The organism is Natranaeroarchaeum aerophilus (assembly GCF_023638055.1).
In the GTDB taxonomy this organism is placed as follows: domain Archaea; phylum Halobacteriota; class Halobacteria; order Halobacteriales; family Natronoarchaeaceae; genus Natranaeroarchaeum; species Natranaeroarchaeum aerophilum.
Window position 1 is genome coordinate 33,494 of record NZ_JAKRVY010000002.1, and the last position, 17,636, is coordinate 51,129.

The 17,636-nt window shown below is 64.3% G+C and carries 18 protein-coding genes; 6 read left to right on the forward strand and 12 right to left on the reverse strand.

The features are described from left to right. Positions 1-29: 29 nt before the first annotated feature. Together AArcSt11_RS04480 and AArcSt11_RS04485 are read right to left on the reverse strand one after the other, a co-directional pair. The gene (locus AArcSt11_RS04480; protein ID WP_250595040.1) at positions 30-1,241 is read right to left on the reverse strand and encodes an outer membrane protein assembly factor BamB family protein; all 1,212 of its coding nucleotides are present in this window, start codon (positions 1,239-1,241) and stop codon (positions 30-32) included. 140 nt (positions 1,242-1,381) lie between these two features. Further along, a complete protein-coding gene (locus tag AArcSt11_RS04485) occupies positions 1,382-2,140 on the reverse strand; it encodes a VOC family protein (RefSeq protein WP_250595041.1) in 759 nt (252 codons plus the stop codon). Between the two features lie 201 nt (positions 2,141-2,341). Between AArcSt11_RS04485 and AArcSt11_RS04490 the strand changes: the two genes are divergently transcribed. Both AArcSt11_RS04490 and AArcSt11_RS04495 read left to right on the forward strand, forming a co-directional pair. Then, a complete protein-coding gene (locus AArcSt11_RS04490) occupies positions 2,342-4,519 on the forward strand; it encodes a COG1361 family protein (protein ID WP_250595042.1) in 2,178 nt (725 codons plus the stop codon). A 129-nt stretch (positions 4,520-4,648) separates the two neighbouring features. Then, positions 4,649-5,209 (forward strand): NUDIX hydrolase, encoded by a 561-nt coding sequence (locus AArcSt11_RS04495; RefSeq protein WP_250595043.1) that lies wholly within the window; start codon positions 4,649-4,651, stop codon positions 5,207-5,209. Positions 5,210-5,217: 8 nt separating this feature from the next. On the opposite strand, the gene AArcSt11_RS04500 is transcribed toward AArcSt11_RS04495, so the two are convergent. From AArcSt11_RS04500 to AArcSt11_RS04545, 9 genes are all read right to left on the reverse strand, one after another. Continuing rightward, on the reverse strand, positions 5,218-5,613 hold the full coding sequence (locus AArcSt11_RS04500; RefSeq protein ID WP_250595044.1) for a helix-turn-helix domain-containing protein: 396 nt from the start codon (positions 5,611-5,613) through the stop codon (positions 5,218-5,220). 2 nt (positions 5,614-5,615) lie between these two features. Beyond that, the gene (locus tag AArcSt11_RS04505; protein ID WP_250595045.1) at positions 5,616-6,338 is read right to left on the reverse strand and encodes a molecular chaperone TorD family protein; all 723 of its coding nucleotides are present in this window, start codon (positions 6,336-6,338) and stop codon (positions 5,616-5,618) included. Between the two features lie 33 nt (positions 6,339-6,371). Then, positions 6,372-7,475, reverse strand: a complete 1,104-nt coding sequence (nrfD, locus tag AArcSt11_RS04510; RefSeq protein ID WP_250595046.1) for an NrfD/PsrC family molybdoenzyme membrane anchor subunit — start codon at positions 7,473-7,475, stop codon at positions 6,372-6,374. After that, on the reverse strand, positions 7,465-8,076 hold the full coding sequence (locus tag AArcSt11_RS04515; RefSeq protein WP_259371235.1) for a 4Fe-4S dicluster domain-containing protein: 612 nt from the start codon (positions 8,074-8,076) through the stop codon (positions 7,465-7,467). Before AArcSt11_RS04515 ends, nrfD begins: the two co-directional genes overlap by 11 nt. After that, positions 8,073-10,355 carry a molybdopterin-containing oxidoreductase family protein gene (locus AArcSt11_RS04525; protein ID WP_250595047.1) on the reverse strand — a complete coding sequence of 761 codons (2,283 nt, stop codon included), beginning with the start codon at positions 10,353-10,355 and terminating at the stop codon, positions 8,073-8,075. The genes AArcSt11_RS04515 and AArcSt11_RS04525 overlap by 4 nt, the downstream gene beginning before the upstream one ends. 84 nt (positions 10,356-10,439) lie before the next feature. Further along, positions 10,440-11,084: a helix-turn-helix domain-containing protein gene (locus AArcSt11_RS04530; RefSeq protein WP_250595048.1), complete on the reverse strand. Its 645-nt coding sequence runs from the start codon at positions 11,082-11,084 to the stop codon at positions 10,440-10,442. An 81-nt stretch (positions 11,085-11,165) separates the two neighbouring features. Further along, on the reverse strand, positions 11,166-11,987 hold the full coding sequence (locus tag AArcSt11_RS04535) for a hypothetical protein (RefSeq protein WP_250595049.1): 822 nt from the start codon (positions 11,985-11,987) through the stop codon (positions 11,166-11,168). A gap of 212 nt (positions 11,988-12,199) precedes the next feature. Next, positions 12,200-12,913, reverse strand: a complete 714-nt coding sequence (locus AArcSt11_RS04540; protein ID WP_250595050.1) for a DUF47 domain-containing protein — start codon at positions 12,911-12,913, stop codon at positions 12,200-12,202. Positions 12,914-12,985: 72 nt separating this feature from the next. Then, the gene (locus AArcSt11_RS04545; protein ID WP_250595052.1) at positions 12,986-13,513 is read right to left on the reverse strand and encodes a redoxin domain-containing protein; all 528 of its coding nucleotides are present in this window, start codon (positions 13,511-13,513) and stop codon (positions 12,986-12,988) included. Positions 13,514-13,601: 88 nt separating this feature from the next. On the opposite strand from AArcSt11_RS04545, the gene AArcSt11_RS04550 reads away from it, so the two are divergent. Further along, positions 13,602-14,729: an HflX-like GTP-binding protein gene (locus AArcSt11_RS04550; RefSeq protein ID WP_250595053.1), complete on the forward strand. Its 1,128-nt coding sequence runs from the start codon at positions 13,602-13,604 to the stop codon at positions 14,727-14,729. Here AArcSt11_RS04550 and moaA read toward each other — a convergent pair. After that, a complete protein-coding gene (gene moaA, locus AArcSt11_RS04555) occupies positions 14,726-15,709 on the reverse strand; it encodes a GTP 3',8-cyclase MoaA (RefSeq protein WP_250595054.1) in 984 nt (327 codons plus the stop codon). The two genes, AArcSt11_RS04550 and moaA, sit on opposite strands and share 4 nt — an antisense overlap. Positions 15,710-15,851: 142 nt before the next feature. On the opposite strand from moaA, the gene AArcSt11_RS04560 reads away from it, so the two are divergent. The 3 genes from AArcSt11_RS04560 to AArcSt11_RS04570 are packed head-to-tail and all read left to right on the forward strand — an operon-like array spanning position 15,852 to position 17,591. Next, positions 15,852-17,093: a tripartite tricarboxylate transporter permease gene (locus AArcSt11_RS04560; RefSeq protein ID WP_250595055.1), complete on the forward strand. Its 1,242-nt coding sequence runs from the start codon at positions 15,852-15,854 to the stop codon at positions 17,091-17,093. 49 nt (positions 17,094-17,142) lie between these two features. Continuing rightward, positions 17,143-17,322, forward strand: a complete 180-nt coding sequence (locus AArcSt11_RS04565) for an HVO_2753 family zinc finger protein (RefSeq protein WP_238478981.1) — start codon at positions 17,143-17,145, stop codon at positions 17,320-17,322. Between the two features lie 2 nt (positions 17,323-17,324). Further along, positions 17,325-17,591 carry an elongation factor 1-beta gene (locus AArcSt11_RS04570; RefSeq protein WP_250595056.1) on the forward strand — a complete coding sequence of 89 codons (267 nt, stop codon included), beginning with the start codon at positions 17,325-17,327 and terminating at the stop codon, positions 17,589-17,591. Positions 17,592-17,636: the final 45 nt, after the last annotated feature.

The window sequence follows — 17,636 nt, forward strand, 5'->3', positions numbered from 1 at the left end:
GTCCCAGTGCGGGGTAAATATTGGCCCGTCTATTCGAATGCGGCCAACCCGTGGTCATCGATCGATGTCAGCACGAGCCCGTCGAGGACGACTGGGGTGGTATGCATGACGAACCCCTCGCTTGGAGCCTCTGTCCTCGAGTCGACCGTCATCGAATCGGCATCTATTTTGAACAGATCTGTTCCCTCCAGTACGACCGTTACACCGAGACCGTAGTACGACCCGCCGGCATGGACGGGTGGCGATGCCAGCCCGGTGTCGTTGTCCCCCACGTCGAGTTGCTCGCCCGTTTCGATGTCGTATCGCTCCATCGAGATATGTGTAGTCACCATTCCGTCATGGATCGTCGGCCGACTCGAAATGTGCTCGAACTCGACGACCTCCTCCAGATCGCCCGTCGTAGCGTCGATACGAACGACTGACTCCGATGCGACTGTGTACACTGCCCCCTCGTGGACTGGCATGGTCCGAGCGCGTTTCGTCCCGAGAACGCTTTCGTGCTCGAGTTCGTGCTCCCAGCGCTCCTCTCCTGTCTCTCTGTCGTATCCGACGAGTGCGTAGCGAAGCTCGTCACGATCGACCAGCGAGCGGACGTAGATCCCGTCATCGTCGAGTGCGATCCCATGGACCATAGATCTGGTCTCGAAGGAGAGCTGTTCCTCCCCGTCCGGGTCCAGTACTGCAATCTCATCCTCGAGTCCGACGTAGAGCTCACCGTCGTAGCTCCGTAACGTCCGCACCGACTCGTGCTCGGTCGTCCAGTGCACGTCGCCGTTCTCCCGATCGAGGGCCTCGACGCCATCACCAGGAACGTACACCGCGTCCTCGGTAACCGTCGGGACGCCTGTGGTCGGTGTCTCGTGGTCCCAGAGTACGGTACCGTCATGCAGATCGACTGCACTGTATGTGTCGTCGCCGTGACCGACAAAGGCCACGTCGTCGTAGACGACCGGTGGGTGGACCCACCCTTCGAACTCCGCGAGCCACGCGAGTTCGGGCTCCCCGTCGATACCGTCGTGCGGCGTCGAAAGCCGGTTGGCCGCGTTGTACCGCACCATCGGCCAGGCACCGAACTCGCCAGTCTCACTCCCGGATGCTTCGGTCTCATCGCCGGTCGACGAACCGTCGGAGCCGTTTTCGCCGTCCGACCCGTCCATACAGCCCGCCAGTCCCGCCATCCCCGCCGTCACCACTGCACAGGAGCCAATCCAGTCGCGGCGTGTTTGTTCGTCTGGTTGCATCTACTGGTTGTATTATCGGTACGGGTAATGAAATGTTTGGTCCGATCGCACCCGGTATCGAGTGGTAACGGGTGTCGGGTGGTGATGGAGGGTGGGTCCCAGCTGAACCGGCTCACGCACGGTGGAGAAACCCGAACAGCTCAGTCCGACCTGATGACTTCGATCTCGTGGCCGTCGACGGTCTTCGTGAACGCGTAGCGGTCGTTACAGGATTCGGGGTCGCGGTAGTCCTCCGCGCCGCGTTCCAGCAGTGTGTCCCAGTCGCCGTGGAGGTCGTCGGCCCGGACGGCGAGATGGCCCCAGGCGTCGCCCAGCTCGTAGCTGCGGCCGTCGTAGTTGTAGGTCAACTCGACGGACATCGCCTCGTCGGGTGCGTCCTCGGGCTTCATGAAGTACAGTGCAAAGGAGCTGTGTTCCGAACGGCGGAACAGATCGTACTCCAGCTTCCGGGCGTACCAGCCGATGGCGGCATCGGCATCTTCGACCCGAACCATCGTGTGGTCGAGGCTCCAGCGCGCGCCGTGGTCTCGCTCGACGATCTCGATCTCGTGGCCGTCCGGGTCCTTGACGAAGGCGTAGCTCCCGCCACAGGAGTCGGGATCGCGGTAGTCCTCGACACCCGCGTCCATCAGCTCCTCGTAGGCCTCGTAGACGTCCTCGACGCGGACCGCGATGTGGCCCCAGGCGTCACCCATCGTGTAGCTTCGCCCGTCGTGGTTGTAGGTGAGTTCGAGCGTCGCGCCGTCCTCGTGCATATCCTCTGGACCGAGGTGGACGTTGGTGAAGGTGTCGGCGTCCCAGCGGCCCTTCTCCTCGTAGCCGAAGTGCGTCTGGTAGAACTCCAGCGCGGCATCCAGGTCCTCGGTGCGCATCATCACGTGGTCGAGTGTTCCGTCCATACCCACGATTTTGTGGTCGACCGTCAATAACGTACTGGATCCGGATCTGGCCTGCCGGTATAAAATCGCCGACGGAAGGTACTGCCCCCCGCGAGACCAATGCTACAATTATCGAAGTATAATACTTCGAAAAGTATAGCGGCGATCTGACGCGTCGACCGGGCAGTAAGCTAAAGTTACCGTACTCCTTCCATCGGAGCAGTGAACTGGCGAACGTTTCTCCTGATTGCAGTAATCGCGGTCACGCTTTCGGCTGGCGGCGTGGCCGTCGCAGCCGCGGGCGGTTCGGGTATCGAGACGACTGCAGGCGACCACGCCCACAGTGTCGAGACCAGCGAGTCACTCACCACCGAAACACACACCGATCCCCCTGCTGACGCCGTTCTGGCACACGGCGAGGACGTCGACGGCCTCGACGACGATTCGATTGATGGCGTCGCCAACCACGCCGCGGCCGAGACGGTACAGGGCGAGCCTACTGATGGAATCGAACTCGACGTCGAACTCTCACAGCGTTCCGACCGGCCCGGCGAGGTCGGTGTGGAACTCCAGTATCGGGTTCCGGACCGACTCGCTTCGCTCGACCTCCGGATTTTCGACGAGGCGAACGTCGAGGAGGCCGACGGGTTCACCGAGGACGAGGACGGCCGATACGTCTGGGACGGGAGCACCGAGCGTCCGACGATCAGATACACCATGTCGGTCAATCAGCAACTGGAGCAGGATGGCCCGATCGCCGGGCCGGGCACCTACATCTTCGCCAACACCGAAGACTGGACGGTGATGGCCCAGCCACGCCTCTCCCACAGCTGGGGCTGGCGCGGCGGCGGTCCCGTAGGGCTCGAACGCTCGACGAGCATCGACGGCCCCGGCGCGTCCGGTGACCGGATCGCGTTCCTCGGCGAGCAGACGACCCATACCCACGAGGCACACGGACAGCGCTTCGACCTTGTCGTCCCCGAGGCCGCCGAACTCGCGGAGTCGCCCGACGAGATCTTTGACTCAGTCAGCCACGCCAGCGAAGCGATGCAGGTCGGGAGCCGCGACGACGAGGTGTTCATGCTGGCGGTGCCGACCGGCGAGGTCCGGTGGGGCGTCCGCGGCCTCCAGACCGGAGCCGCAGATCTGTGGGTGCGGGACAACGAGGTCCTCGACACGGCCGATAACGTCTGGGTTCACGAGTACGTCCACACCCGTCAGGGCTACCAGACCGACCGCGATGCGCGGTGGTTCACCGAGGCGACGGCAACGTACTACGCTGCCTTGCTCACCCTCGAAGAGGACCGCATCGAGTTCTCCGAGTTCCAGGCGCGGCTCGACGCCGGCACACGCGACCGCCACGCTGACGCCGTCCTCGCCGATCCCGATAGCTGGGCCAGAGGCACCGATTACAACAAGGGCGCGCTGGCCGCGGGTGAGATCGACCGACAGCTCAGGCTCGAAACCGACGGCGGTGCGAGCCTGCAGGAGCCGTTCGGCCGGATGAACGAGGCCGCTGACTCGGTCGACAGCGACGACTTCCTCGACTACGTCGAATCGGCTGGCGGTGAGGAGCCACGCGAGGCCGCCCGGCGGCTGACGACGACGAGCGAGACTGCGGCCGTCTGGTCGGCCGATGAACACGCCGCCGCCTTCGGTACCTCGCCTGCACGGATCGGCTACTCGCTACCCGACGACGCCGACGGACTCCGTGTCGACGGCGACTACCGGGAGCGATCGATCGGCCACGAAGACCCGATCACTGTCGTTACGGGCGAGCGTCTGACGATCGACGGTATCGTCGAGAACACCGGCGATAGCGCTGGCAACTACGAGGCACGGCTTCGCGTCGACGGCCAGGTGGTTGACCGGAGGACCGGTCGGCTCGATCCGGGCGACCGCACGACTACGACGGTATCTCACCAGCTCGAGGAGCCGGGCGAGCGGATCGTCGCGTTCGGCGACGACCAGCGCCGCGTGATCGTCGAGGAGCCCGCAACGGCCAGAGTGACCGACGTGACACGCTCACACGGTCGCGTCGCTCCCGGCGAGGACGTGACCGTTTCGGCGACCGTGACCAACGATAATCCGCTCCCTGGGCGGGCAGACGTCCAGATTCGTACGGGCGGCGAGACCATCGAGGAAACGACCGTGTATCTCGACGCCGACGGTGAAACGACCGTCGTGGCGACTCATCGCTTCGACGAAACGGGTACTCAGCGCATCACCGTCGACGACGGCACCGGAGCGCAGACGGTGAGCGTCCGGGTCACAGCGGGTGGCGTTGCAGGACTGATCGCCGAGCTGGGTGACGGTTCGCTCGGTGTCGGCGTCCTTTCCGTACTCGTGGTGTTTGCACTGCTCGGCGCATCGAGCTACGTCTTCCGTGCTGGCCGGTAGCGACATGACAAAAACTGTCAGTCACCGAAATATATTCACGAATGGGGTCAATATACGGGGTATGAACGGCACCCTCCATCCCGAATTGCGATCGTGTAGTCCCCGACCACGAGACGATACTCTCCAGATATGAGTACAGTTGATAGCCTCTGGTATCTCGCGGATCAGGCGACACAGCGCGCAGAACAGGCCGCTCATGACCTCGACAGCCGGTACGAGCCCACGCTTTGCTACGAGCGCACTCGGACCGTCTCCCGACACCACTTCCGGACCCTCGTCGAGCGGATCCAGCAGTCAGGAACGCCGTACGGTACACAGACGATCGTGTACCGTCCCGCCGGCGAACTACTGCTGGTGTACCACGAGGATGCCGACAGGTGGGTCCTCCCGGGTGGCTGTGGCCACCGTGGGGAGCGGTTTCGGGAGACGGCCCGCCGCGAACTTCGCGAGGAAGCCGGGATCGAAGCGTCGTACGACGGGCTAGCGCTTCGGGCCGACGTGACGGTTCGCTGTGGGACGACCGAGACGTGGGGTGTGTTGCCGATCTTTGCCGCACAGGCTGAGACGACGAGTATTGACATCGACGACCCGGACGGGGAGATCAGCGACGCGCGCTGGTTCGACGAACTGCCGTCGGATACACGGGACCGGGGAGAGATCCTCGCGTGGCGCGACCGGGTGCTCTCCTGACCGTTCGATCACCCTCGATACTCCACCAGCGACCTGACGAGCTGTCGTTCGACTTCGCCAAGTCGTCGCGAGACTTCCGAGGGACTGACATCGAGTTCGTCCGCGAGCGTGTCGAGACTGACGGACTTTGGCCGGTCGTAGTAGCCACGCTCGACCGCAAGTCGGGCGGCGCGCAACTGGGGCTCGGTCACGTCATCCGCGGCCGGAGCCGTCGTACAGAACACCGGATCCGACTGGACATCCTCCGCCCACCGCACGGTGTATCGGTCCGGTTCGCCGAGACAGTCCGTGAGATGCCCCAGCACGTCCCTGGCCCGTTCCCCATCCACGACGGACACGTAGAAGCTAACGTGTGCTGTCGACGGCTCGACGGCGGTCCCGGCGGTGGAGCGTTGGTGTGACATCGTTATTCGACGTGGGTGCTCGCTCTGTCGACCTGTTCGTCGATCTGCTCCGGCTCCGGAGCGGGCAGCCGTTGCCGCCGTCTGGCGGTGGCGACGGTCTCACAGACGGCGACGACACAGTATCTGTGGAACGGGGCATCCGCAGCAGCGTCGTCGACGAGGCGGCGGAGCGCCGGTAGCCAGTCGAGATGCTGGTCGACGAACGTTCGGTAGGCGGCGTCCGCTCCGGACTGCAGGAGTGCAGCCGCATACTCCAGGAGGAGTGCGAGATGGTCGGCTTCGTAAGCGTCGGGAATCGACACGCCTGCGGCATCGTATCGGTCCCGCATGTCGCTTGCCGCCGGTCCCGACAGCAGCCCGTCGCTCGACCAGCCGGCCCGCCAGGGGCGGTACACCGACTCGACCAGTGGTGCGTACGGTGTGGCGAGCCCCTCGAACAGCGCGATGTACTCGCTGTCGAACGCCGCGCGCGTCTCCGGCGCGTGCGTGGGGTCGCCCGGTTCGACGGGGAGCGGGATATCGAGCTCGTCGGCGTGTCGTGCCAGCTCGTCCGCGAAGCGTTCTTCCCTGACGTCACGATGCAGTCGGTCGTCGGGGTGTTTTAGCCCCTCTGCGAGCAGCGTGTATATCCCAACCCACGTCTCGCGTCGGTCAGTCAGGTCACCCGCGCTCGCGGCGGGGCGTCGATACGATCCGTGATCGTCGTTCGAGTATCGTTTGGACATGTTTGTGTGGTGAGGATAGTCGAATGTCGATTCTCAGGTGGTAAGTGGCGCGTTGTACGCCGCAGCGATGATCAGATAGCGCAGTGCTACGCCGCCGAGCACGACGAAGCCGAACTTCATCGTGTAGGCACCGCGGACGAGCCGACCCAGTCGCTCGCTGGTGTGGACGTCGGCCCGCCGCTCGACGGCGATCAGGGCGACCGAAAGCGCCAGCGGGAGCGCAAGCCCGATCGTGACCACGCCGCCCCAGAAGAGGAGCCCGTACTCCGCCGTTAGCAACTCGAAGGCCGCGACGGCGCCCGGCCCGCCGGCCGACAGCGTCGCCAGCAGCAAGACGAGGACGAGGACCTCGCCGAGAATGATGACGTCATCGGCGATGCTGAACGTCGTCACCTTCGTCCCGTGGATCCCCTCGAACAGGGCCGTCGCCCCGATCGTGGCCGCCAGCCCGATCGAGAGCGCGCTAGCGAGGAACAGGAACGGAAGCAGGGTTCCGTCCCACAGCGGTACGGTCGCCGAGACGTAGCCGAGTTTGAGGCCCGTGTACGCGACCATCCCGAGCGCGAGCGCCGAGCCGACGCCCGAAAGGGCCAGACGTCCCGTCCGGCCCGGATTGGTCCAGGCTGCCAGCCGAGCGAGCCACGTATCTACTGGCACGCTAAAGCGCGTCTCCATCCACGCGGTGAGGCGCCGGGGGAACGCACTCGTGCCGGTGAGTCCCCCGCGAACGCGCCCGGTCGCCGTCAGCCTGTGTGGGTCCCACAGCAACCAGAGTGCCTGCAGGACCGCAACGATCGAGAACAGCACGATGATCCAGGTCCCGATCACGAGCCACGAGCCGAAGTTAACGAACAGAACCGGGAACAGCATCGCCCGGAGCGGCGCGCCGAGATGGAAAAACAGCAGGAAGAACATGCCCGCTGCGATGGCTCCAAGCGACAGGACGACGCCCCACTGCGTAATCGCACGCATCGACTGCTCGGTGGCCTCATCGCCCGAGCGCCAGCCGAACAGATCGGCGGCGAAGCCGGTCAGATACGCACCGCCGGCGAGCCCGCTGAAGAACAGGTACGCGGCGATATACCAGCCGTACTCCTGCTGGGCCATCCAGACGAGTCCGTCCGGACTATCCATCATCGCCGTCCACCTCCGCAGTGCTCCCGGTCGCGGGTTCGAGGACGAGCGCCGGCCCGCCATCGTCAGCCTGGAACTCCTCGGCCGCTTCTTCCGAAGCCCCACGGATCAGCTCGTTGATCGGTCCGGCATCGAGCGCTCCCGTTACACAGTTGTCGACACAGGCGGGCGTCTCACGCGCCGTATCGGACTCCTCCCGGGGCGGGGAGCCGTGCCCGTCGCCGGCCCCGGAGCCGAGACAGCCGTGGCACTTCTGGACCAGTTCGTTCTCGCCGAACTGCGCTGCACCGTACGGGCAGGCGTACGAACAGTAGTTACAGCCGATACAGCGGTCCTGATCGACGGTAACGATGCCGTCTTCCTCCCGCTTTTCGAGGGCAAAGGTCGGACAGACGTCCCGACACTCGGGCTCGCCGCAGTGATAACAGCTCATCGAGATCGAGACCTCCTCGTAGTCCGGGAACTCGCCCTCGCCGACGTGTTCGACCCGTCGCCACGTGACGCCCTCGTCAGGGTCGATATCGTTCCGAACCTGACAGGCCTGCGTACAGGCGTGACAGCCGATACACTTGTCGGGGTCGAAGTAAAAGCCCCACTGGCTCATACGCCGTCACCTCCGGCGGGCGCGACTTCGACCGGATGATTCCGATCGGTCTGTCCGGAGACCGGCTCGACGTGTCGTTCGGTGTTCATCGTCATGATGTTTGCCCCGGCCTGATCGGGGGCGATCGAGTACTCGCCGAACCCGGCGGCGGTAAACAGCCAGCCGGGGCGGACGCCCTCGTAGACGTGTGCAACGAGCTCGACCTCGCCGTCGGGGGATTCGACCCGCACTCGTTCGCCGGTTTCGATGCCGCGAGGCTCTGCATCGACCGGATTGATATGGAGCAAGTTTCCGTCGTACTCCTCGTATCGGAAGCCAAACCGGTCGTGATACTCCTCGACTGCCTCGTCGAGGGCCTGACAGTGGCCACGGGAGAGCTGCTCGACGAAGCCGTCGGTCAGCAACAGGGGGTACTCCTCGTCCCTCGTGTTCCCGTACTGATCGTCGTCCGGCGGATGCCACTCCGGAGCCGTACTCGCACCGGTCTCCTCGGCGAGTTCGGCGTACTGGTCGACGACATCGAGATCGAACTGGAACTTCCCGGTTTCCGTGTCGAAGCCGTCCTCAAGCCACTGCTCGTACCCGACGTCGGAGACGATCTCGTAGCTTTGCTCGGCGACCTCGTCGAACGACAGTCCGACACCCGAGAGCTGCTCGTCGTAGAACTCGGCAGCATCTTCCCACGGGAAGTACTCGCCCCAGCCCAGCTCTTCGGCCAGCGCACTGTATATCTGGTAGTCGGTCCGGCAGTCGCCGATCGGCTCGATGACGGCGTTCGAGGCGGTCACCCAGCCCGACTCGCTGTACGAGCCGTCCCCACCCGCATCGAGGAAGGGCTGTTCGAGGGTCGACGCGGCGGGGAACACGACGTCGGCGCGACGGCTGACCCCGCTCCAGAACGCGTCGACGGTGATCACGAGATCCATCGCCTCCAGCGCCTCGGCCCACGCGTCACTGTTACCGCTTTTGAGTGGGGCCGACCAGTTGTTGACAAAGCCACGGATGTCGCCACGGTCGACCGCCGTGGGGACCGCGTTGTGCGAGAGGTCGCGGATGTGACGCTGGTAGGGATAGTCGTCGTACTCTGGCGTGGGCCGATCCTCGTGATTGGCCGGGACGTCGAGTCCCCGCTCCTCGAACGGATCGGCGAGCGAGAAGCCGGACTGCCAGTGGCGGGTGCCCCCCTCCCGATCGATGTTGCCGACCAGCCCGTTGAGCGCGTGGACGTTCTGGCAGTTCTTGAAGCCGTTCCCCTGGAACGCGAGGCCGGTCCACGGGAACGCGACCGAACTGGGGGCCGCCTCGGCGAAGCCGACGGCGAGTTGTCTGATGACCTCGGCGTCGACATCGGTGATCTCCGCGGCCCACTCTGGCGTCTTGTCGGCGACGGCATCGCGGTAGGCATCGAAGCCGTAGGTCCACTCCTCGACGAACGCCTCGTCGTAGAGCTCGTCTTCGATAATGACGTGGCCCATCGCGAGCGCGAGCGCCCCGTCGGTCCGCGGTTCGATCGGGATCCACACGTCGGCGATTTCGGCCGTCTTCGTGTACCGTGGATCGATGCAGACGAGCGTTGCGTCGTTTTCCTCGATCGTCTCCATGATCGCTTTCGGCTCCCACTGACCGCGGAACGATTCCATCGGGTTCCGGCCCCACGCGATCATAAACTCCGAGTTCTTCCAGTCGGGCCACTCGCGGCCGTAGCCGGCCATCCACTCCCAGGAATCAGAAAAGGGGCCGTGACAGGTCGTTTTGCGGCCGACCTGCAGCGGCGCGCCGTACAGGTCCCGGAAGAGCAGGTCGTGGAAATCGCCGCCAAGGGGATAGCCCTGGTAGCGGAGGAGTTTCTCCGGACCGTGCTCCTCACTGAACGTTTCGAGTTGCGCTGCGGCGTACGTGATCGCCTCGTCCCAGTCGGCGGCGCGCAAGTCACCGTCCTCGCGGATATACGGGCGGGTGATCCGGTTGGGGTTGTACGTCTTATCGAGCTGGGCGAGCCCTTTCGAGCACAGCGTTCCCTCGGTCCCGGCCCCGGCGCTGGCCTTCGGGTGACCATCCACGCCGGTGAGATCGACAGCCTCGCCGTCTTCGAGGACGACCTCCTGCCCGCAGCTCGCCCGACAGATCCAGCAGTTGTTGTGGACCGTCTGTCGGTTCGCTGCCGTGGCGGACTCCTCGTCTCCACGGCCGACACAGCCAGCGACCGCGGCTGCGAGCGCTCCGGCAGAGCCCTTGAGGAACGTCCGCCGCCGTACTGAGTTCGATTCCCCCTCGCTCATCTACTGCCACCTCGGTTCATGATTTCCCTCGGTAGTATGTAACAACGTGACTACCCAGAGGGTCACTCCTAACTGTGAGGCTCTTTAAGTCCCCTCGGCAAAACTATCGCAGGCCGCCTCCAGAACGAGTTTTCGCTCGGCCGATCGCAGCCGCTGGGAGAGGGTCCCTTTCGAGATATCGAACTGCTCGGCCAGTTCCTCCAGGGATGTCGTCCGGGGCTGGTCGTAGTAGCCGTCTGCGACCGCTCGCTGTAGCGTCTGCTGCTCTAACTCGGTGAGAATGCCGAAATCGATCGTTCGCAGGTCGGACAGCTCGGCGTCGGTCCCGTGCTGGGCCAACTTCTGGACCGTGACATCACCGATCGCCGAGAGGTCTTCGACGATCTCCGTCAGTATCGTGCGGGACCGAACGTGTGCCTCCACCCGAACACCGGTTTCGGTGACGGCCGCAATCTCGGCACTGAACCCATCACGATCGAGGAGTTCGTAGTAACACTGCCCCTCGTGGCAGGGCTGTTCGACCTGTTCGATTCGCGCCTCGTTTCTGTCACTGGGTGCTCCCTCGACCGTTAGCGAGCATCTGTTCCCGTCGCTACGGCGGGAAACGGAGTCGAGCGTATCCTCCTGAGAACCGAGCTTCCGCATCGCACACGGATGCGTGCCGGGGAGGCCGAGTTCCAGCTCGACGTAGAGATCGAGCGTTTCAGCACCCGGAAAGAGCGAACTCATATGATACTGTACTGTTCCCCACAGGGGTATCAGTAAAGCCCCATATTACAGGTGTTTAATAGTGATCGTTCGGTCGGGCAGCTACGGCCCGTGACTGACGCCCTCTCGCTCGTCGGCTCGCATTCGTCGTAGCGCTGCCCGGGCGTTGCTTGCGTCGTAGCCGAACAGTACCGAGTCGCCGTAGGCGCTCGCGACTTCTGCGGCGTGGATCAGGTTGTCGATATCGACGTCGACAGCGTACAGTTCAACGCTAAACGGCGTCTCCAGTAGCGACTCGAAGCCCTTTGCGATCGTCTCCAGCCAGTAAGTCGTCGAATAGGCCATGTCGTACAGGGGGATGACGAACTCGTCGACGTGCTCGGCGAGGGCGTCGACGTCGATCCCAGCCCGCTCGTAGAGATGGCCGGGATAGGGGTCGGGATACAGCGTCAGATACGTCTTTCCGTCGACGAGTGCCGAAGCCTCCTCGACGAACTCGGTGATGACGTTCGCACGCCACGCGAAGCGGTCCTCGAACTCGCTGTCGGCGAACAGCCGATCACAGCGCTCGCAGTGACAGTACTCCTCGCGGGGGAAGCCGATATCGTCAAGTCGGACATCGCCCAGCGCCGCGCTCTCCTCGATTATCTCCAGCAGCCCTTCCCGGTACTCGGGATGGGTCGGACAGATGTACGCCCAGTCGAAGTAGGGCTGTTCGCGGGTCGCTCGATCGCCGTCCTCACTAACTGGGACCAGTGACGGTTCGGCGTCCGCGGCAGCGTTGTCGCCGAAACAGGATATCATACTGACCGCATCGGCCACTGGCTCCGCGGCACGGCCGGTAACGTCTTTGACCTCGTAGAAGCCCCGGTCGAACTCCGCCCAGTCGAGTTCCTCCTCGTTGCGGGTGACGACGCCGTACATACTCACGGATGGGCGGCGAGAAGGGTAAGTGGTTCGTTCAGTTGTACTCGATGTCGACTTCCTCTTCGGTAGACAGTAGTTTCCAGAGCGCGGCGACTACGGCGACCACGAGCAGCAGTTTGATCAGGCGAGACATAAATGTCACTTCGTCGTAAGGGAATATAATGTTTGCTGATCCAGCAACCCGGTGTCGCCGGACCTGCGAACGTCGACTACTCGTCGTTCTCGGGTTTCGGTTCCGTGACGATTCCCTGCTCGTTGCTCGCGATGATGATGATCTGGTCGGTGACGTCTTCCATCGTGTTGTGGAGTTCGTCGAGGAGGATGGCGAACTCGCGGTAGACCAGCGGCTGTTCGATCGCGTCGTCGGCGAAGGCTTGCTCGATCACGCCGTTACGGATGTCGTCACAGATGCTCTCGATCTCGCTTACTCGATCGATCCCGTCGACGAGCGAGACCGACGCGTCGGTGGAACAGAGTGCGTGGATGAACTGGGCGACGACCTCTTTGAGGACCGTGACCGCCTCAACCGTGTGCTCGGCGAGCTCGTGGAGCCCCTCGAAACACTCGTTGTCGTGCGGCGGGTTGACGATCACGAGTTCGTCGGCGATCCGTTCCGCGAGATTCGCGACCGTATCGAGGTTCTTGTAGAACTCCAGCAGGGCCGAGGCGTTGTAGTGGATCCGGGAGTTCAACAGCCCCATCTCGCCGGGACCGGCGTTCGTGATCGCGGCGTTGATATCGTGAATGGTATCGTCACAGTCGCTTTCGAGCGTTTCGATCCGCTCGACGGTTTCGGCCGTCGGTTCGCCGCCGGCGTACTGATCGAACAGCTCCGGCAACAGCGTGACACAGTCCTCGAACCGATCGAGGTAGTCGGTGGTATGGGCTTCGAGTTGCTCCCCGAAGTCGACATCTGATGGCATCCTGTCGCAGTGTAACCGGTATCGGCACTAATATGTGCCGTCTGTTACCGTCGGGAGGGAATGGATCCCAACTCAGTCGTCGACGCGATACTCGACCCCGGGTGCGGTGACGTCGACGCCACACTCGTTCAGCGCCTCGGCGACCGCTGCGAACGGGGACCCACGGGGCACCTCGAACGGATCCGACGGGGACCAGGCGTGCCGCACAGTCCAGTCGTCGTCGATCACCAGTAGCGCCCGACCGGGGATGTCGCGGTGGCCGTGCCAGTCGTCCAGACTCACGCCGTAGGAGTCGGCGATCCCGGCGTGAAAGTCGCTGATGACGGGAAAATCAAGTCCGAGTCGGCGTGCTGCCGAGGAGTTCGCAAACAGCGAGTCACCCGTGATCGCCCACACGAGCAGGTCGTCGCGCTCGGCCCACCCTGACTCCCCGAGTGCGCGCAGGTCGTCCTGGCAGACGGGCGCGTGCGCCGAGGGGACAAAGGCGAGCACGACAGCCTCGACATCGTCGATGAACTGGTGGAGATCGTAGATCGCGGGGTCGCGGTCGAGGACGCCGGGAAGCGAGAAATCGGGGGCTTTCTGGCCGGGCGAGATCATACGGTCATTCCGGCACTGAGCCGAAAAAGCGTGGCGGTCGACCACCGGAACCGGGAGACAAAAGCCGCTCGAACGCCTCCCCAGACACGTGACTGTTCCGCCGTCGGGCCGTGCACTGATCGCCACCAGAGACGGAGTAGAGCCGTCGACGCCCGCTTTCGAGGAGCACGTCGCCGGGCTCGGATACGAGCCAGTCGATGTCCTCTGCCAGAACCGGGCCGAACACAACCGGTACAACCTCGGCCCCGGACTCGTCGATCGGATCGCGGACCGGATCGCAACCGACGACATCGAGTATCTCGCGGTCGACCACCGCGTCCATCCGGGACAGCTCGTCGACCTCGCCGAGCGCCTGCCGCCGGTGCGGCTGCGTGATCGCCGGGGCGTCGTCCGGGAGGTACTCGCCGACGGCGGCAACCCTGTCGCGACGGTGCTCGGCGAACGACAACGGCGGCGGGTCGAACGCCGCTCCGTCGCCCGCTCACAGCGGGACGGCGCGACGAACGCACCGGGTGGGACGGACGGTCGCCTCGACGCGCTCGATGCAGAACTCGACCGCCTCGACGAGCGTTGGGAGGACCGGACGGCGACCCAGCGCCGGCGTATCGAGGACGCGAACACGGGATCCGACAGGTACGTTGCGGTGACGGGGCCGCCCACCGCGCCGATCGTCGAGTGCTGGCGGGCGCTTACCGGGGAGAACGCAGAGGCGACGACAGTACTTGGCCCAGCTACTCCGAAGACAGCACGCGTCCGGATCGCCAGCCACGATGTCGCGGTCACCGCGACGACAGCCTTGCTACCGGCTCTCCCCGAGTGGTTCGGAACGACCGTCCCCGGGACGATCAGCGCGCTCTCCCGTGCGGACGTGATCGTCACGGTTGGCACGGGCGAGACCGACACACTGGCCGCGTCGACCCTCGACCGATTCGACGCGACTCACCTTCGCGCGGACCTGTTCTCGACCGAGGTCAACTCCGTCGAACGCCTGCGCGAGCGGCTCGGCTCGGCGTTCCCGGTAGAGCGCCACGTCCTCACCCTCCCGATGACCGACGGGGCGATGGGGTTCGTCTCGCGCTGTCACGACGATGGGCTGGTCGAGTCAGTCGAGTACGGCGAGACCGTGTCGTTGACGATCGCAGCCCCACCGGAACGGATCCCGATGCTAACCGACCAGGTGAACGAGGCGGGAGGCACGATCGAACGGGATATTTAGACGGTCTGGAGGTACTTCTCGTTGACCTCCCACTCGCCATCGCCGTTCTCGGTCATGTACTCGCCGTAGTATGGCACCCGGTTTGCCACCGTCTCCCGAAACTGCTTGCGGATCTCCGGTTTCGTCATCTCACCCATCGAGCGCAGGTCGTCGTTCCGGTTGAGACAGCCTTTGAGGTAGCCGTCGTGGGTCACGCGAACGCGATGACAGTTCCGACAGAACGACTCGTTACCGACTGGATCGACGATCTCGACCATCCCAGCACTTTCCGTTTCGGCGTCGCCACCCATCCAGTACCGCTTTCGGCCGTGCATCTCACGGACTTCGATGTCGTCGGCCTGCTCGGCGAGCCATTTGTGAACCCGCTCGATCTCGATAGCCCACTCGGGATGCCCGGCGAGTTCCGGCATATACTCGATCAACTGGAGCTGAAGACCGTCGTTTGCGGCGACGTGCTCGACCATTTCGGGGACGTAGCCCGCCGTCTTCTCGAAGACGACCATGTTCAGCTTCACCGGGTCGAGCCCGGCATCAAGCGCGGCGTCGACGCCCTCTAGCACCCGATCGAACGCGCCGCTTTTCGTCACTTCGGCGAAGTCCTCTGCGTCCATCGAGTCCTGTGAGATGTTCACCCGTTCGAGTCCGGCGTCGACGAGATCAGGTGCACGACCGGGCAGGAAGGTCCCGTTCGTCGTCAGTGAGATTTCCATCTCGTCGGGCGTCCGGCGAATGATCTCTTCGAGGTCCTGCCGGAGCATCGGCTCACCGCCGGTAAACTTGACCTTCTCCACGTCGAACTTCCGGGCCACCTCCAGAAACCGGACCACGTCGTCGGCGCTCATCTCGTCGTCCTGTGGCTCCATCGGCCCGCGAGTGTCGCCCAGCCCCTCGTTGTGACAGTAGACGCAATCGAAGTTACAACGGTCGGTCAGCGAGACCCGGACGCCGGAGACCTCCCTGCCGAACCCGTCGGTCAACATACGTTCCGCTTCGAGCGGATAGTGCTTAAAACCATTGTCGTTTCCCGGTATACTGTAACTGTTTGTAGTTACTCCAACCGGTACTAACTCCGGGAACGACCGTCCGGACGTTCATACGTGATCGGGCGACCAGACGGCCACGATGGAACCGCTGGGAGTACAGCCTGTCCTCGACCCCGAGTTGACGCTGCTCACGCTCGCGTGTATCGGCGTCGGCTCCGCAATGGGGGCGATCAGCGGGCTGATCCCCGGCCTCCACGCGAACAACTTCGCGCTCGTGCTGGCGTCGTTTGCGCCCACTGTTCCCGCGTCGCCGTTGCTGGTCGGCGTGGCGATGCTCTCGGCGGGCGTCGTCCACACGTTTGTCAACGCCGTCCCGGCGCTCGCGCTCGGTGTTCCCGACGCGGAGACCGCGGTGACGACGCTCCCCGCACACCGGCTTGTCCAGCAGGGCCGCGGCGAGGAGGCGATCCGACTCACGGCGCTCGGCAGTCTACTGGCAGTATGCTGTGGGGCAGTGCTGGCCATCCCCGTTACTCGCGGTATGGAGGCGAACTATCCGACGATTATGGCCCACATGGAACTACTGCTCGTCGCCGTCGTCGTGGCGATGATCGTCGCAGAACCGACGCGCCGCGCGCAGATCGGTGGAGCGATCGGGATGGGCACAAGCGCACTACTCGGCGCGGTGACGCTCTCGATCGATCCGGCGGCACCGCTGGACGCTGGGGGGATGCTCGCGCCGCTGTTTGCGGGACTGTTCGGCGCACCGATCCTGCTAGACGCGATGGCGGGCGGCGGCATCCCGGACCAGCAGGACCCGAAGATACGATCGACACGCCGGAGAGTGCTGGCGACTGCCGCTGCGGGCGCGCTTGCCGGAGCGGTCGTCGGCTACTTGCCGGGGATCTCCGCCGCCATCGCCGCCGTCGCAGTTCTTGCACTCCTGCCGGGCGGTGTCGACGACCGTGGCTACGTCGTCGCGACCAGCGGTGTTGACACCGCGAACACGATCTTTGCGCTCTTTGCGCTCTCGGCGATCGGACAGCCACGAACCGGCGTTATGGTCGCGTTTCAGGAGACCGGTGCGCCGGTCGACCTCCCCCTGTTGCTGGCCGCAGTCGCGCTCTCGGGGGTCATCGGCTTCCTCATCGTGCTCACCGTGGGTGACTGGTACCTGCAGGTTGTCGGAGGGGCGGACTACCGGGTACTCTCCGTGAGCGTCATCGCGCTCCTGATCGTCCTCTCCGCGCTGCTTGCCGGGCCGATCGGGATCGCGGCGTTCGGCGTCGCGACGCTGATAGGCCTCATTCCGCCTCATCTCGGAGCCCGCCGTGTGCACCTGATGGGCGTGTTGATTGGGCCGCTGGTACTGAGCCTCTAGCCGCGCCCAGAAGAAAACGGTTAAAAGCGGTGACGGGATACAAGGATGTATGAGCAAGTCCCAGAAGGCGCGAGCGCAAAAGTGCGTCTCGTGCGGGATCAACATCGCAGGAACGAGCGCTGCGTCGTTCAAGTGCCCGGACTGCGGTGCCCAGATCGTCCGCTGTGCGAAGTGCCGGAAACAGAGCAACCTCTATGAATGCCCGGACTGCGGGTTCCGAGGGCCGTAACCATGGGAAAAGTCGCCGCCGCCGTCAAGGTCATGCCCCAGAATCCCGAGATTGACCTGGACGAACTCCAGGACCGTCTGGAAAGCTCCCTGCCCGAGGGCGCGAAGATCAACGGCGTCGAGCGTGACGACGTCGCGTTCGGTCTCGTTGCGCTCATCCCGACTGTGATCGTTCCCGACGATGCGGGCGGTACCGAAGCCGTCGAGGAAGCGTTCTCGACTGTTGAGGGCGTCGAAAGCGTCGACGTCCAGAACGTCGGCCGGATCTAGGGCGGCACTCGATTTTCCGACTCCGCTGTAGCTGATAGCGACGTG

Coding starts and splice junctions, on each gene's coding strand:
- AArcSt11_RS04535 (WP_250595049.1), bottom strand. CDS start 11,987: ATGTACGGCGTCGTCACCCGCAACGAGGAGGAACTCGACTGGGCGGAG.
- AArcSt11_RS04540 (WP_250595050.1), bottom strand. CDS start 12,913: ATGCCATCAGATGTCGACTTCGGGGAGCAACTCGAAGCCCATACCACC.
- AArcSt11_RS04500 (WP_250595044.1), bottom strand. CDS start 5,613: ATGTCACACCAACGCTCCACCGCCGGGACCGCCGTCGAGCCGTCGACA.
- AArcSt11_RS04505 (WP_250595045.1), bottom strand. CDS start 6,338: ATGTCCAAACGATACTCGAACGACGATCACGGATCGTATCGACGCCCC.
- AArcSt11_RS04560 (WP_250595055.1), top strand. CDS start 15,852: ATGGAACCGCTGGGAGTACAGCCTGTCCTCGACCCCGAGTTGACGCTG.
- nrfD (WP_250595046.1), bottom strand. CDS start 7,475: ATGATGGATAGTCCGGACGGACTCGTCTGGATGGCCCAGCAGGAGTAC.
- AArcSt11_RS04515 (WP_259371235.1), bottom strand. CDS start 8,076: ATGAGCCAGTGGGGCTTTTACTTCGACCCCGACAAGTGTATCGGCTGT.
- AArcSt11_RS04525 (WP_250595047.1), bottom strand. CDS start 10,355: ATGAGCGAGGGGGAATCGAACTCAGTACGGCGGCGGACGTTCCTCAAG.
- AArcSt11_RS04530 (WP_250595048.1), bottom strand. CDS start 11,084: ATGAGTTCGCTCTTTCCGGGTGCTGAAACGCTCGATCTCTACGTCGAG.
- moaA (WP_250595054.1), bottom strand. CDS start 15,709: ATGTTGACCGACGGGTTCGGCAGGGAGGTCTCCGGCGTCCGGGTCTCG.
- AArcSt11_RS04565 (WP_238478981.1), top strand. CDS start 17,143: ATGAGCAAGTCCCAGAAGGCGCGAGCGCAAAAGTGCGTCTCGTGCGGG.
- AArcSt11_RS04570 (WP_250595056.1), top strand. CDS start 17,325: ATGGGAAAAGTCGCCGCCGCCGTCAAGGTCATGCCCCAGAATCCCGAG.
- AArcSt11_RS04480 (WP_250595040.1), bottom strand. CDS start 1,241: ATGCAACCAGACGAACAAACACGCCGCGACTGGATTGGCTCCTGTGCA.
- AArcSt11_RS04545 (WP_250595052.1), bottom strand. CDS start 13,513: ATGATCTCGCCCGGCCAGAAAGCCCCCGATTTCTCGCTTCCCGGCGTC.
- AArcSt11_RS04485 (WP_250595041.1), bottom strand. CDS start 2,140: ATGGACGGAACACTCGACCACGTGATGATGCGCACCGAGGACCTGGAT.
- AArcSt11_RS04495 (WP_250595043.1), top strand. CDS start 4,649: ATGAGTACAGTTGATAGCCTCTGGTATCTCGCGGATCAGGCGACACAG.